The sequence below is a fragment of the Paenibacillus sp. 2KB_20 genome (genome assembly GCF_052115765.1).
Classification (GTDB): Bacteria; Bacillota; Bacilli; order Paenibacillales; family Paenibacillaceae; genus Paenibacillus_AQ.
Genome location: NZ_JBFRHH010000005.1, coordinates 253,290 through 267,428 on the forward strand (window position 1 = coordinate 253,290; position 14,139 = coordinate 267,428).

13 protein-coding genes are annotated in these 14,139 nt (G+C 52.1%); all 13 read right to left on the reverse strand.

The window, feature by feature from the left end; genetic code table 11:
* Positions 1-130: 130 nt before the first annotated feature.
* Complete coding sequence (locus AB4124_RS15740; protein WP_053489640.1) at positions 131-943, reverse strand: carbohydrate ABC transporter permease; 813 nt, start codon at positions 941-943, stop codon at positions 131-133.
* Positions 940-1,947, reverse strand: coding sequence for a carbohydrate ABC transporter permease (locus AB4124_RS15745; RefSeq protein ID WP_076322840.1), 1,008 nt, complete (start codon positions 1,945-1,947; stop codon positions 940-942). The genes AB4124_RS15740 and AB4124_RS15745 overlap by 4 nt, the downstream gene beginning before the upstream one ends.
* Positions 1,948-1,970: 23 nt before the next feature.
* A complete protein-coding gene (locus tag AB4124_RS15750; RefSeq protein WP_215163789.1) occupies positions 1,971-3,248 on the reverse strand; it encodes an ABC transporter substrate-binding protein in 1,278 nt (425 codons plus the stop codon).
* Between the two features lie 141 nt (positions 3,249-3,389).
* Positions 3,390-4,562 carry a response regulator gene (locus AB4124_RS15755; RefSeq protein ID WP_430111747.1) on the reverse strand — a complete coding sequence of 391 codons (1,173 nt, stop codon included), beginning with the start codon at positions 4,560-4,562 and terminating at the stop codon, positions 3,390-3,392.
* A complete protein-coding gene (locus AB4124_RS15760; protein WP_441973430.1) occupies positions 4,543-6,345 on the reverse strand; it encodes a cache domain-containing sensor histidine kinase in 1,803 nt (600 codons plus the stop codon). The genes AB4124_RS15755 and AB4124_RS15760 overlap by 20 nt, the downstream gene beginning before the upstream one ends.
* 451 nt (positions 6,346-6,796) lie before the next feature.
* Positions 6,797-8,503 carry an amylo-alpha-1,6-glucosidase gene (locus AB4124_RS15765; protein WP_441973431.1) on the reverse strand — a complete coding sequence of 569 codons (1,707 nt, stop codon included), beginning with the start codon at positions 8,501-8,503 and terminating at the stop codon, positions 6,797-6,799.
* Positions 8,504-8,771: 268 nt separating this feature from the next.
* Complete coding sequence (locus AB4124_RS15770) at positions 8,772-9,386, reverse strand: YqeB family protein (protein WP_441973432.1); 615 nt, start codon at positions 9,384-9,386, stop codon at positions 8,772-8,774.
* A complete protein-coding gene (locus AB4124_RS15775; RefSeq protein ID WP_379412626.1) occupies positions 9,361-9,978 on the reverse strand; it encodes a TetR/AcrR family transcriptional regulator in 618 nt (205 codons plus the stop codon). Before AB4124_RS15775 ends, AB4124_RS15770 begins: the two co-directional genes overlap by 26 nt.
* A gap of 170 nt (positions 9,979-10,148) precedes the next feature.
* Positions 10,149-10,346, reverse strand: coding sequence for a hypothetical protein (locus AB4124_RS15780; protein ID WP_430111687.1), 198 nt, complete (start codon positions 10,344-10,346; stop codon positions 10,149-10,151).
* Between the two features lie 21 nt (positions 10,347-10,367).
* Positions 10,368-11,576 carry a hypothetical protein gene (locus tag AB4124_RS15785; protein WP_339270984.1) on the reverse strand — a complete coding sequence of 403 codons (1,209 nt, stop codon included), beginning with the start codon at positions 11,574-11,576 and terminating at the stop codon, positions 10,368-10,370.
* Complete coding sequence (locus tag AB4124_RS15790; protein WP_076322832.1) at positions 11,573-12,040, reverse strand: RNA polymerase sigma factor; 468 nt, start codon at positions 12,038-12,040, stop codon at positions 11,573-11,575. The genes AB4124_RS15785 and AB4124_RS15790 overlap by 4 nt, the downstream gene beginning before the upstream one ends.
* 209 nt (positions 12,041-12,249) lie before the next feature.
* Positions 12,250-13,245, reverse strand: coding sequence for an NAD-dependent epimerase/dehydratase family protein (locus tag AB4124_RS15795; RefSeq protein ID WP_441973569.1), 996 nt, complete (start codon positions 13,243-13,245; stop codon positions 12,250-12,252).
* Between the two features lie 130 nt (positions 13,246-13,375).
* Positions 13,376-13,894, reverse strand: a complete 519-nt coding sequence (locus tag AB4124_RS15800; RefSeq protein ID WP_430111691.1) for a TetR/AcrR family transcriptional regulator — start codon at positions 13,892-13,894, stop codon at positions 13,376-13,378.
* Positions 13,895-14,139: the final 245 nt, after the last annotated feature.

Below are 14,139 nucleotides of genomic sequence, written 5' to 3' on the forward strand. Positions count from 1 at the left end.
CCAAGCAGTCTAGTCTTCTAGAGGTAGTTCAAAAAGTCATCTTTCCATGACTTTTTGAACAAGCACTTCTATGTTCTGATGCTGTTTCATGCTTCATATCAATCGTGGATGCCTCTTATCACCGGCACCTTTAACCCTTGATCCCCGTCGTGGCAATGCCGCCAACGATATAACGCTGCGCAAAGAAAAATACGGCCAGCGGCGGGATCGAGATCAGGCAGGTGATTGCCATAATGGATTGCATATCGACGCCGTGCATACCCTTGAATTGGGATAACCCCAGCGTCAGCGTATATTTCGTCTGATCATTCAGGAAGATGAGCGGACCCAGGTAATCGTTCCAGCAGCTCATCATATGGAACACGGCCACCAGAATGAGCGAGGGTCCCATCAGCGGCACGATGATCCGCAGCAAAACCGTCATTTTACCCGCCCCGTCAATCGTTGCCGCTTCATCCAGCTCCTTCGGCAAGGTCATGATGAACTGGCGCAGCAGAAAAATGAAGTAGGCGGAACCAAACCAGGACGGTACGATGAGCGGTTTGAGCGTATTGATCCAGCCCAGGTAGTTGAACTCCATATACTGTGGAATCATGGTCACTTCCCACGGAATCATCATGGTGGCAAGCACGATCAGAAATAGCGCATCCCGTCCCTTGAACTGAAACCGGGCGAACCCGTATGCCACCAGCGTGCACGATATGAGCTGCCCGAGCGTCGACAGCAGCGTCACGATCAGCGTATTTTTCAAAAACAGGTTAAACGGCTGAATGCTCCAGGCTTCCGCGAAATTGCTGAATCTCCACACGGAAGGCAACCATTTTGGAGGAAACAGATACAGCTCCTGCTGCGACTTCAGTGCTGTCGTGATCGCCCAGAAGAGCGGCGCAATGAACAGCAGGGAGCACAGGATGAGCAGTGTGTACGTGATTACTTTTTTCATGCGGAACGCCCCTCTCTGCCGGCAGGTACGCCTGCTTTGTTACGCTTTGGCTTCGCCTTCTCCTTCTTCATCTCGCCCTCATAGAACACCCAGGCCTCCGAAGACTTGAACACGAGGAACGTCAGCGTTAGCACGATCAGGAACATGAACCAGGCATTGGCTGCGGAATAACCCATCTTGAAATACTTGAACGCATTCTCGTACATGTACATCGCATAGAAAAACGTCGACTTCAGCGGGCCACCGCCCGTAAGCAGAAGCGCCAGCGTCAATTGCTGGAAGGCCGCAATGATGGACGTAATCAGGTTAAACAGCAGGGTCGGCGTGATCATCGGGATGGTCACATTGAAGAACTGCCTGATCTTGCCCGCTCCATCTATCGAGGCCGACTCATACAGGTCCTTCGGAATGCCTTTGAGACCCGCCAGAAAAATAAGCATCATCGAGCCCTGTCCCCACAGACTTGCAATAACCATGGCGACCAGGGACCACTTCGTATCGTTCAGCCAGTCCGGGCCTTCGATGCCGACAAGCGATAAGAAAAAATTCAGGATCCCGTAATCCCCGCTGTACACCCAAGACCAGATCATGGCGAGGGCAACGCCGGAAATGACCGACGGCAGGTAGAAGGCGGTGCGGAAGAATGCACTCCCTCTCACCTTTTGATTCAGCAGCATGGCGAGTCCCAAAGCCACGATGATGTTCAACGGAACGAACAAAGCCGCGAACTTTAACGTAACCATCAGCGATTTCCAGAACAACGGATCATTCGAGAACATCTCCACATAGTTGTCGATGCCGACAAAAGTCACTTGGCCTACGATCGGCCAATCAAAAAACGAAATGACGAGGGAAAACAACAGCGGACCAAGCGTGAAAACCAGGAAACCGAATATCCATGGAAAAATGAAGAGGTAGGGCACGGCCCCACCCCAACGTTTTGGTCCAAGTCGCTTCGGGGCCGCTGTCTGCTGTTGTGAGTAAGGCACTTCAGTATGGGCCATATTCGCGAACCTTCTTTCTTCGTTTATTTCAAATAGCGTTCGCTATCCTTCACCGCTTGGTTCAGAACCTCCTGGGCATCGCTGCCAAACATGACGGATTCCACAGCTGCCGACAGCTGGCGGTTCACTTCGTTCCATTTCGGATTCAGCAGGAAGGCCGGCGTATTGTCCGAACGCTCCAGCATCGTGTAATACGGCTTGTAGAGCGGATCCTGATCCTTCTTCAGCTCGTTCACCACGCTGACCCGGACCGGAAGGTCGGCCACGCGCATTTTGATCGCTTCGTCCGATACATAGAACTTAATGAACTCCCAAGCCAGATCCTTGTTCTTGGAATCCTTCGCTATCGACAGCGCGGATTCGGCCAATACGCCCTTTACAGGCTTGCCCTCGAAGGCCGGCATTTCCACCGTACCCACGTCGATTCCGGCTTCCCTGAAGGATTCCAGCGGCCAGATACCGCTCTCCCACATGGCAATTTTGCCGGCTTTGAAAATATCCTCCCCGCTCTGCTGCCCTTTGCCTCCAGTCAGGACGGCTGAGCCGTTCTTGAGCATATCGCCCAGCATCTGAATGGCTTCCGCCGTTTCCTTGCTGTTCATGTAGCCTTCAATCGTTGTGCCGTCCTCGGAAATGAAGGAACCTCCGTTGCTCCATACGAACCCTTGCAGGTCATACGTATCGTTCTCGGCTCGTACGCCGAAGCCATACTGCTTCTTGGATTTATCCGTCAGCTTCTGGGCATTCTCCTGGAATTCCTTCCATGTCCATCCATCGCTCGGATAGGCGATGCCCGCATCGTCGAACATCTTCTTGTTGTAGTACACCACCCGGGTCGTAAAGCCCGCCGGGATTCCGTATAGCTGATTATCGATCTTGCCGTAGTTAAACAATCCTTGGTAAAAATCATCGATATTCAAATCCTCATCCTTAGACGCGTAGCCGTCCAGCGGCTCCAGGGATTGGTGATACGTCGGAAAATCCCACATATACATCACGTCCGGCGGATTGGCTGCACCAAAACCGGCGGCCAGCTTCTGATCGAATCCGTCGGCATAAGCCTCCACCTGAACCTTCGTGCCGGGATGCGATTCCTCGAACTTCTTGGCGATCTCCTGTTCGATCTTCAGCGCATCTCCCGTATCCCAGGTAGCGAAGCGAAGCGTTGTCGCCGCGCCCGATGCATTGCCGTCCGGCTCCTTCGATGCTCCGGTCCCGCCGCTGCCGCCGCATGCGGCCAGCAAGGATGCCATTAACGTCATAACCGAAACCAACGCGATCCATGACATTTTCTTTTTCATATTGTCAGCTCCCCTAAAGTATTGAGTTGATATGAATTGAACCGCTTTCATCATAACTCGGATGAAAGCGGTTCAAAACGTGCGCTGATTCGCAGATGATCGTATTTTTGTTCGAACTTTCGCCCTCGGGTGTTCATTTGTTTACAATGATTCCCCTTTTTGTTCGGCACGGTATTGGCTTGGCGTCTGGCCTGTGCAGCGCTTGAACCATTTGCTAAAATATTTGCTGTCGCCAAGCCCGGTCTTCTCGGCGATCTCTTGCATCGTTAAGGAGGTTTCGCGCAGCAGGCCATAGGCGAGGCGGAGCTTGCGTTTATATTGGAATGTGATGAAGCTGTCGCCAACCGTTTTCTTAAACAGGATCGAAAAATGGCTGCGGCTCAGCCCCACCTTCTGGGCCAGCTCCGCTGCCGACCACTCGTCCGCGGGATGTTCATGCAGGAGATGGACCGCGTGCAGAATCGGCTCAGGCCACTGCTCCCCGCTAAGACCGTACACCCGTTCCAGCTCGGCTTCCTTATGCAAGGATTGAAAAGCTGCCTGCACATCCTCCGAATCGTGAAGACATTCCCGCGAATTCCATGTGAGCTTCCCGCACCGGCTCTTGATCTCCACCAGCAAGCTGTCCGCCGCTCCCTTAAACTCCTCCGGTACGGCCCAATAGCAGCTGTCCGCGCCGTAGTGAATCAGCTTGCTGCAGCGCAAACCCGGCTCGTCGGAGCCCTGTTCCTGAAGCAGCCCCTCCCAATTGCTGCTGCAGCCCGCCGTCTTGATCAGATAGAGGGAGATGGGCTTGCACTCCCCCTGCCCCACACGGCTGCAGAGCTGCCGGAGTTCTCCCGGGAATCGATCGCTATGACCGTTCAGCCAAGCAAACAGGTGAGCAGAAATCTGCTCTGCCAACTCGTGCGCGTAGGACGGCGTATCGGACAGCTCACGCTGGAATTTTTCCAGCATCGCTTCGAGTTCTTCGTCCTCGAAGGCGGTTTTCAGCAGATATCCCGAGGCGCCAAGCCGCATCCCCTCTTGGGCATACTCGAAATCCCGGTGGCAGCTGAGCAGAATGATTCGGGTTTCCGGCGCGACCTCCTTCACCTTGCGCGACAGCTCGATTCCATCCATCTCCGGCATGACGATATCCGTAATGACGACCTGCGGGCGAAACTCCAGAAACGCCTCCCAAGCCGCCTGACCGTTGGGGCTGTCCGCCACAACCTCCATCCCGAATCGGTCCCACGGCACCGTGGAGCGGAGTCCCTTACGCACAATGCTCTCATCATCGGCAATCAACACCTTAAAGTACCCTGCTTTCATCATCGAAAGACTCCTCCTTTTTCGGCCAGCGTATGGTGATCGTTGTTCCTTCTCCCTTAATCGAATGTACCTTCAGTCCGTATAGCGGACCAAAATGCAGCTTGAATTTCTGATCGGCGTTCCGCACGCCAAGCCCGCCGCGTCCCTTCCGCTTCATCTCCGGCGAGAATAACTGAGCGAGCTTCTCCTCCTTGATGCCGGCCCCGTTATCGCGAAGCGTAAGCACCAGCTCGTCATGATCCTCCTCGACCTTGACATGTATCTCTCCCTGACCATCGGTGAAGGCATGGAAAAAAATGTTTTCAAACAGCGGCTGAAGCGTCATCCGTGGAATCAAATAAGGCAGAAACGCCTCATCGCAATCCAGCTCATAACGGAACACCTCGCCATACCTGATCTCCTGGATTTTCAAAAAGTGACCGATCATGCGCAGCTCCCTGTTCAATGTGACCAGCTCCTGCGAGATATCCAAATTCCCCTCCAGCACCATCGTCAGATGATACAGCATCTGACGGATGTCCTCCGCGCCTTGCAGCCTGGCTTTCCACTGGATGGAGTTGAGTGTATTGAACAGCAGATGGGGGTTGATCTGATAATGGAATGCACGCAGCTCCGCCTCTTTTTTCAGCCGCTCGCTCTGTTCCACTTCGCCAATCAGTGTCTGCACGCCCGTAACCATCCGGTTAAAACTCATATCGAGACTGCCCAGTTCATCCCTGCCCTCGATTGGCGTACGGGTATCCAGCTTGCCAAAGCTCACCTTCTGCATCGAGTCCTTCAAGGTCCGAATTCGTGAGGTGAACCGGGAGGAGAACAGATAAGCAATGCCAAAAGCGAGCAAGCAGGAGACGATGGCAACAACCATCGTGTTCGCCCGGATAACGCCCGAGGATTGATAGAAAGCCTTAGCGGGAACTCTGGCTTCCATGGTCCATTGGTTGACGCCAAGCGTCCGGGACCAGGTCACATCGTTGTCATGGGGCGTATACGGAGCATCCGTCTCATACACGGTCGTGCCGTCCGGTGATGTAATGAGCAGGTGGGCGTGCGTGTCGGCCTCGAACTTGGCATAACTGCGCAGCAGTTCCTCGGCACTCTCCTCAATGAGGATGATGCTGCCGTCCTGAGCCTTGTCCGGGTGGTGGATCGGTACGGCGAGCCCGATGACCGGCACGTTATCGCTATCACTGCTCTTAATGGAATGATCCTGTTTGTAAAAACCGAGCCAATACGTCCCGGCATAGGCCTTCGGCCTTGTGCTCCACATCGGGATATTGCCGAGTTTATTCACATCCAGATTGTTCTCCCCATAGTAATAGCCCGAGGTCGTAATGATATAAATTCCCGCTGTCAGCTGCGTCCGAAGAGACTTCAATAACGATTCGAAGTCGTTCTTCTCCATAATGTCGCCGTATGTGGATGGCGTCCCGGCTCCGATCCCCGAATGGCTCGGGTCCAGTAAATAGGAATAAATTGTTTCCGCCGTCTGCTTCATCCGCCCTAATGCCGAACTGGTCTGCTGCTCCAGCTGCGCTACGGCATTATCGCCGTATTTGCCGAACTGGGAGTTAATCACTTTAGCGGATTGATAATAGGAAAGTCCGCCAAGCGAGAACAGCGGAATCAGGGTGACGATTAAAAAACAAGCAAGCAGCTTCGTTCGTATACTGTGATAGGTGCCGGTGAACAGCCGGCCCACTCGATCTTTGATCCCCTGAAGATTCATGGTTACTCTCCCCGTTGTCGTATCGTATCGTGAAACTTTCGTCCACTCGTTCGCCATGCGGCAGGACTGCTAACCCGTCCGTGATACCGCTTTCATTATAAACCCGAACAAAGGGCTTGTAATTAGGCGGCAACTGGAAACGGAGAGGAAACGGAAAAAGCACCTCCCCCACAAGGCAAAATGCCCGGGAAGAAGTATTTGTCCGTCATCGTTATAGAGGTTGTTCAAAAAGTCCACTTTTGATAAGAAAACCAATCGAGGCCAATCAAGGATGAGCGACCGCGATTCAAAAGTAGGTTTTCTTGCGATATAGAATTTCATCAGCTCTGCTGATAACGAATAAATTCTATATCTAACACGAAGCGAATCAGGAAGCAGCTCGGCATCGAATCTTGAATTCAGCCGGGACTTCCGGTGCTCACGTACCCAAAACGTACGCTCCGCTCCTGACGTCCCTAGCTTCATCCAACCTTCTCGGTGCTGAAAATCGACCTTTTTGAACACGCACTTATAGGGTGTATTCATGTCCAAGAATCAAAAATACACTGGAGGTCCAGGTGAACGCCCGATCACGAAGCCCCGCACCGGTCAGGGCATCAAAATTCTCAGCCATGCCGCTGAGACTGACCATCCGGCAGTACCGAATCGCAATCTCCGTCGCCAGCTCTATATCGCCAGCTGCCGCTACCCCTTCGACCAGCAGCATCGTGGAAGGAGCCCAGATCGGCCCGCGCCAATATCCGTCCGCCTTATAATAGCGGCTGCTTACGCTCTCGGTAGCCCAGCCGTTGCTTGTCAGGAATCGGCTTTCATCCCGAAGTCCTTCCAGTAGAGCCTTGCGAATAAACTCGGGAAGGCGTCTTCCCAGCAGGATGGGAACGAACAGCAGCAAGCTGTCTCCCTCGGATACCTCATGCGTTCCCGAGCGACAGGCCGTGAACCGGCCATCCTTCCAGAAGTGTCGAATCAAACGCTCCAGCGTATCGTCCGCTCTCTGTCTCCATTGGCTCGACTCCTCGGTCAGGCCCAGCAAACCTGCGATTTCGGCCAGCGTCTCCATCTGAATAATGAGATAGGCGGCAAGATCAGGGCTCTCGACGGGAATGCCGTTATTAAACGCCGTGCTGTTGTCCCAGCCTGAATCGTTGCCGTGGTTATACTGGGGAATGCCGTCGCCGTCATGGTCCCGGTGCGTGAACCACCACTCCGTCCATTTGGATAACGGGCCATAGACCTCGCGCAGTTGGGTCTCCTTAATGAAATCGGTCCGACGCATCATCCAGGCCAGTGTCCAGCCGTGAATCGGTGGTTTGTTGCAATTCCAAAGCTCGTATTTATCGTTCACGAAGTCAGGGATCAGGCCGCTCTCATCCTGCCGGTCAAAAAAGATCATGAACTGATCCCAGGCCAGCTCCGGCTGATGCCGCACGAGGGCCATCGCGTTAAAGCAGTTGTCCCAGCTCCAGATGTTGGTCATCCAATTCTTGGACATATACATGGCTGGGCGGGTCAGGCAGCCTTCGGCCGGAACCACGCAGGACCAGGTAATATAGGCCGCGAGCTCCCTTGCTTCCTGCCACCGCTCAGAGACGGTAAGGGTGTTGTTCAGCCATGCGGCATAATCTTCCCGGACGCTATGAACCGCCTCGTCGAAGGACTCCCATTCCTTGCGTGGGGTCATGACGGTCATGAACTCCTCTACTGCAAATTCCGCCATATTGGTTAACGCGTCCACGGAGAAGTCGGCGGTCACCCGCGAGCTCTTAATCTCGTTCCATTCGACCTCCATGCCCATCTGACCTGCAAGCCGGGTTAGCATGAAGCGGCAGCCATGCGTGAAGCTGTTCACCTCCCAGCTGTCCGGATGGGTCTCATAGGCGTAATCATACGCTGCGGGAAAAAAGGTAAGCCGGATGCCGCAGCCTTCCGAGCGGAATCGGACGGTCCGGGAGTCCGAGATGCAAATGTCCGCATGACCCTCCGAATCGGAGGCCTTTAGCCTGATTTTGTCGGGTGATGCCATAGGTTCAAACGGAACCGGCTCGCTCTGCTGGTTTAGCAGCTCTATCAGAAACGCCTCGCCAAACTTGTCATCTCCTCCGCGGACGGTTCGCAGATAAAGTCCTGGTCTGCGGTCCTTAGCCGCGGGCAGGAGGGAAATTGCCAAGAAGGACTCTCTTCGGCTGAAAGGTACGATATTCAGATCAAAATTCATAAGACATCTCCTTCGCTGAGGTATCGCTTTCATTGTAAGACTTCTCATGGGAAGAGAGGACTGCCGGATGTCTTGCCGATAGAGGGATATTGTTTGCCGCAGGCTCGTCTGAGCGGGTGAGGTGTCATTTTGTTCGATGAGAGGGGGAATAAATGTCATGGCAAACAACAGTGACGCGAAGATCCATTAAAAAACCGCCGATGATTGCGACATCGGCGGAAGGCGTGATAAGTGTGTAGCGTATGATCGGGACAATTACGACTGCTCCCTAAGGCCGATATGGCCGCTGGCCGTGCTGCCGCCAGTATTGTCTTTTTCCGTCATCCCGCACCGTAATTCCCAGCTTCGATAGTTCCCGGCGCAAATCGGCTGCATCTTCTTTATCCTCGTTCTCCATCGCCTTCTCCCGTGCCAGGAAGAGCGCGTTCAGGCTGGGCGTCAGTTCCGGCGAATCGGCAACCCATCGGACATAATGATCGGCGAACGGATCATGGTCTCTCCACAGTAGGACCAACTGCTTGCCATCCAGAAAGACCGCAGAAACCTCGTCTCTCGTAAACGTTTGTTCGGCATCATGCATGCGGAGTCTGATCTCTTGATCCGACAGGCGAACGGCAAGACTTTCTTTAATGGCAATGTGGGAGAGCACCATGCCCGCAAGTAAGCCCAGAATAGCGGTTACGATGACGACCCAAGGTCCTTGTATAGATGCGATTAACTCCAGCGGTCCTTGAAAAGGCACCCAGGCCAGGCCCGTTGCCCAATCCGCGATGGCAGGTATAAACCAGCCGACAACCGCGCCTAATAACGGCGGTACCGCCCAAATCAGGATCCGGTCAGAAGCCGATAATCCAAGGTCACTGTATTCCATCCCGTGATTCAAGTATATCCGCTCCTTTCCTAAGGGTACTGTTCACCGCTTCCCTCCATATCGCTTGGTAATCCAATCGAATCTCCATCATGATATAACTCGTGATATTATCAATGACCAGTGCCAGAACATACGCTTTGGAATCTGCATTCTGCCGCTCAATGATCCCGAAGTCTGCTCCTAACCGCATCAGTTCCCGAAAGCCGTCCAGGAACGATTGCTGCATAGCTATCACCCGCTGGCCGTAATTGGCACTCCGATTTGCGGTCAGCATGAACTCATTCAATAGGCGCATGACCGGCACAAAAGCCTCTTCCTCCTCCGGAAACATGCGCAATCCCCCTTGGTACAGCTTCTCCGCGAAGTTGTGCTCGTTCATTTCGGTCAGGGAGAAATAATGATCGAAATGATAATCGCTGAACATATAATCAAAGACGCGCTCCACCAGTTCATCCTTGGATGCAAAATGGTAGTAGATCGACGGTTTCGTAATACCCACCTCGCCGGCAATCATCGCAAGGCTGGTCTTCTCGATGCCATGAACCGCAAACAATCCGATGGCGGCCTCAACGATCTGCTGCGAGGTTAAGTCTTTCTTTTTCAACGTATGATTCCACTCCTTTTTTTAACTACCGATAGGTAGAATTTTAAATTTAAGAATGGGAAGTGTCAATATTTTTTTAACTATCGGTAGTTAAAAACAAAAAAATCGCCGACGCTTATCGCATCGACGATTCGTATAGATTCGTTTGGTGCCATAACCGGCTCAACCGATTACAGCATTCTTCTTCCCATCATAATGATGGTATTAAGCAGCGACTTCCACTTTCCATCGACTGTACGTGCAGTCGTTGCGGTGTTGGCCGCTTGATTGCGTTTAGATCGCAATTTCGTTGCCATCGTGCATCGTTCCAATTCCTGACGGAGATCGCGAACATGCTGTTTGGCAATATCTTCATTATTGATATTCATGGTTTCATTCCTCATTTCATTTTATAGCGACAACATTCCGACATTACCAATACCTGCAAGCGCCTCTTCCGTCCCCTTCACTATGATACTTCCATTGTTTACCCGAAGGTAAGGGTACAAAATGCCTTTAATTCTTTTTTCCCCTACAACGACTTCGCCGAAAAGATCCAGGGAGGACAGCGAAGCCTTAATGTCTTCCTCAGTCACGTCATCGTCAAAGGTCAGGGTCCCGTCAACGATAAAGCTAGCCGGCTGCCCCAAAGCCAGCAGTTGATCCCTCGACCAGGTCTCCTCGCCGTTGATGAAAACAAAGAGCCGCTCATAACTTACGATTTCCGTGTTCAGGTTGGGACAGCGCTCCCAGACCAAATCCTCGATCTCCTCGCTGCAAATGATGAACGAAGTCGACTGTATCTCTGACAAGGCCTGGCTGAAGGCATCTCGGGTCACGTCCGCCTCGAGAATGAGCGGCTTATTCGTGTAGAGCTTATGGTCTTTAAAGCGCCGAGCGGTTCTCGCGTTTAGCCTTACGGGTTTGGTTACATATTCGAAGCCTGCCGGGATCACCTCGACCAAGCCGTTTATCGTTTTCAATTTTTCGTAGAAATAAGGAGATTGATGTTCATGAATAACCGCCTTGCCGTTAACGCGGATACTTTCAATTCGGGCCGTGAACTGCTCCATATCCAGTTCCTTATCCAGCTGAACTATGCCGTTCAACACCAGCTCCATGGGCTCGTTGCTGGAGGCCAGATACGCATTATTCAATTGAACCTTCCCGGACTCGAACCTGGGCTCGTATTGATACGCGTGTATTTCCGCGCTGGCTCCTCCCGCTTTGATCAACGCAGCGGTAACAGCTCCGGCCAGATGCCGGGGAGCATAGACCTGGCCGTTGACCACCAGGTGCAGCGTACCGTTCTGGAATACTTCAAGAGATACTTCTTTATCGATAATGACCGTGCCGTTAACGAACACGCGGTCCGGCTGCTCCAGAAGCTGAAAATATTCCTCGTCCAATCGCAGCGTGCCGCTGTAATAACGGTGCCCCTCCGGAATTTCAAGCGTCTTGCCGATATTGCCTGCATTTTTCAACAGCGTGAGCAGGTGTGCCGTCTCTGCCCGGTAGATTACAAGTCCCACGTTTCCGATCCGTTCGATGCTTGTTACGGTTTCCTCCGTTGCCTGCGTAAGATCCAGCATCCCTACATTCTCGATTATTCTGCTCATTTCATATCTTCCTCCCATAGTTTTCTCAATTTTTTAATGGCAGTTTGCAATTTGTACCGAACCGTGGCTGCCGGCATACCCAGTTGCTCACCAATTTCCTGGCTGGACATCCCGAGCCAAAAGCGCTTAAACACGATATCGCTTTGCGATTGCGGCAAACGGGCGAGCCATTCCGTCATTTCAATATTGCGGCTTGAAACGGGGAGCTCGGCGACGTCCAGATCATCCTCCCACGATACGAGCCGCTTCTCCCGGCGGCTAATATCGATCATGCGATTTTTGACGACTCTGAAGAACCAGGCCTTTTGCTTGTGAAGGGGCAGAGCTGCCAGATTGGGCTCCTTGATGGCCTTCATAAAGGCATCCTGGACCAGATCATCCGCTTCATAAGCATGCTTGGCAATGGATCTGGCATAACGCCGGACATCGTCCTTCAGATTTTCATAGAGATCACATACTTCCATTAGCCAACCTCTCACTTTTCGTTTTGTCTTTTCTGTTAATATAACGTTTGGGCAAATGAAACTGATGGATATTCTCGAAATTTTTTTCGAGCCCATAAAAAAAACACGCCAACCGTCTACGCAGTCAGCGTGTCTGCCTCTATCTAATCTCAATCAATATTATTGATTGATCAATTACTATTTTTCATAAAAACATCTGCATCATATCGTTATATCGTGGCTGCACTACGCTTTGCGTCTTCTGCTTCTCGAGCTTGTTTGTCCATTAAACTCCTCATCGTTGCCGTAATTGCCTGCTCATGGGGCGTCCATTGAATCGGGCCTATCAAGCGTTCATATTTTTCACCGCTCAGCACCAGAGGTTCCTCGGTCAAATACAGCATCTCAACCACCTCTTTCATCACCGGATTGAATAACCCGATCAAAGATAGCCCAATTCGTCCCAGCGGCATCACAGTCTTGCGCTTTCCGGCAGCCTGCTGTGCAATCCGTACCAGCTCATGGCCTGAAATTACGCCCGGTCCGGGGATATGCCAGTTCTGCCCATAGGACTCCTCTCTTGTTGCAATCTCCACAATCATCCGCGCGGCATCCGGCAAATAGACGTACTCACGGGGAACGCTCATATTGCCGATGAAAGCGGTCGGTTTGCCTGCTGCAATAGCTTCCATCGTTACCGATAGGTAAGATGCCTGCGCAGAGGGACCGTAATAATCGGGAAGCCGTACGATAAGAGGCATTGCCTTATGCCAGCGCGACGAGAATAACAATTGCTCGTAGGCCAATCTCACTTTGCCCTTGCGGGTATGCGGTTTTTTGGGATGATCCTCCGTCGCCTTTTCCATTAATCGTCTACCATAAGGATAGATTCCATCAACGACAACAACCTTTGCACCCAGCTTCTCTGCTGCTGTCATAACCGATTCACCCAGCGGCAGCAGCCTGGACTCCATCTCATGATAGGGTATGTTTGCACTGTGAAATATAACGTCCGCTCCGTCCCCGGCTCTTAGGATATCCTCCGGTTTAAAAGCATCTCCAATTTTCAGCGTAAGCAGAGGTGAATGATCCAGCTGCTCCGCCAGCTCATTCAGCTTCTTCGAGGAGCGGCCGAAGGCCACCGTTTGGACCCCACGCTTTACCAGCTCCACGGTTAATGGAGCTCCTACCCCACCTGTTGCACCCAAAACAATCGCTTTTTTCATCATCAATCTCTCCCTTATCTCATATCGTTATTGATTGATCAATTACAATTTCTTTTAAAAAAATGCCCTTCTTCCACCGCGCACTACCCATGCGGTACGCGGTGTGGCACAAAACGCGCCTGGACATGATCTATCTTATAGGCATCATATTCGGCATATCCATCGCCATGGCTACATTGCACAGCATGCCCCGGGCCAGAAAATCGGAGGTTTTCTTATCAGCATCCTCAAACCCCGCCCGCACAAAGGCATTCTCCACGAGATCCTTCACCTCATTCATTCCCTGCTGCATCGCTTCGCGGATCGGCGCTTCCTGAATCGTCTGTGCCTGCATCTGGAGCAGGATCTCACTGCGATGCGATTGCACAATCTCTTCGTATGCCTGAATCAAACCCAACTCCAGATTGTCTGGAGAAGCGGATTCGATCACCGCTTGAAATGCCTTCACGATGCGCTCCCAGGAAACAGCCAGCGATTCCACGAGCAGTGACTCCTTGGTAAAGAACCGATAGACATAAGGCTGGGATATCGCTGCCCGTTCGGCAACCTGAGCCGTGGTCGCGCGATAATATCCGATCTCTGCAAACACTTCGATGGCTGCCGCCACGATATCATTCCGCCGATTCGCAGAGGTTGACGCTCTAGCCATTTCTACCACCCTCCTTCACTCATCTTGTTTTATTATTGATTGACCAATCACTAATTGAACTCAGTATATACGGCCTCCTTTCTTTTTGCAACTGCTTTTTTCCAAAATGATCAAATACAACATCTGGCTATAACTTGCGCATCGGGAAGGAATCCGCTATTACTTATCGAACTGTTTTATAAACCGTGAATAAGGCGGGCGCATATTTAAACACTTTATTCTGCAATCGATCAAGGAGGATGAAT

What these genes read in the sequence shown, in the direction of transcription:
- AB4124_RS15740 (WP_053489640.1), bottom strand. Translation starts at nt 943, where the DNA reads ATGAAAAAAGTAATCACGTACACACTGCTCATCCTGTGCTCCCTGCTG.
- AB4124_RS15745 (WP_076322840.1), bottom strand. Translation starts at nt 1,947, where the DNA reads ATGGCCCATACTGAAGTGCCTTACTCACAACAGCAGACAGCGGCCCCG.
- AB4124_RS15750 (WP_215163789.1), bottom strand. Translation starts at nt 3,248, where the DNA reads ATGAAAAAGAAAATGTCATGGATCGCGTTGGTTTCGGTTATGACGTTA.
- AB4124_RS15755 (WP_430111747.1), bottom strand. Translation starts at nt 4,562, where the DNA reads ATGAAAGCAGGGTACTTTAAGGTGTTGATTGCCGATGATGAGAGCATT.
- AB4124_RS15760 (WP_441973430.1), bottom strand. Translation starts at nt 6,345, where the DNA reads ATGGCGAACGAGTGGACGAAAGTTTCACGATACGATACGACAACGGGG.
- AB4124_RS15765 (WP_441973431.1), bottom strand. Translation starts at nt 8,503, where the DNA reads ATGAATTTTGATCTGAATATCGTACCTTTCAGCCGAAGAGAGTCCTTC.
- AB4124_RS15780 (WP_430111687.1), bottom strand. Translation starts at nt 10,346, where the DNA reads ATGAATATCAATAATGAAGATATTGCCAAACAGCATGTTCGCGATCTC.
- AB4124_RS15785 (WP_339270984.1), bottom strand. Translation starts at nt 11,576, where the DNA reads ATGAGCAGAATAATCGAGAATGTAGGGATGCTGGATCTTACGCAGGCA.
- AB4124_RS15790 (WP_076322832.1), bottom strand. Translation starts at nt 12,040, where the DNA reads ATGGAAGTATGTGATCTCTATGAAAATCTGAAGGACGATGTCCGGCGT.
- AB4124_RS15795 (WP_441973569.1), bottom strand. Translation starts at nt 13,245, where the DNA reads ATGAAAAAAGCGATTGTTTTGGGTGCAACAGGTGGGGTAGGAGCTCCA.
- AB4124_RS15800 (WP_430111691.1), bottom strand. Translation starts at nt 13,894, where the DNA reads ATGGCTAGAGCGTCAACCTCTGCGAATCGGCGGAATGATATCGTGGCG.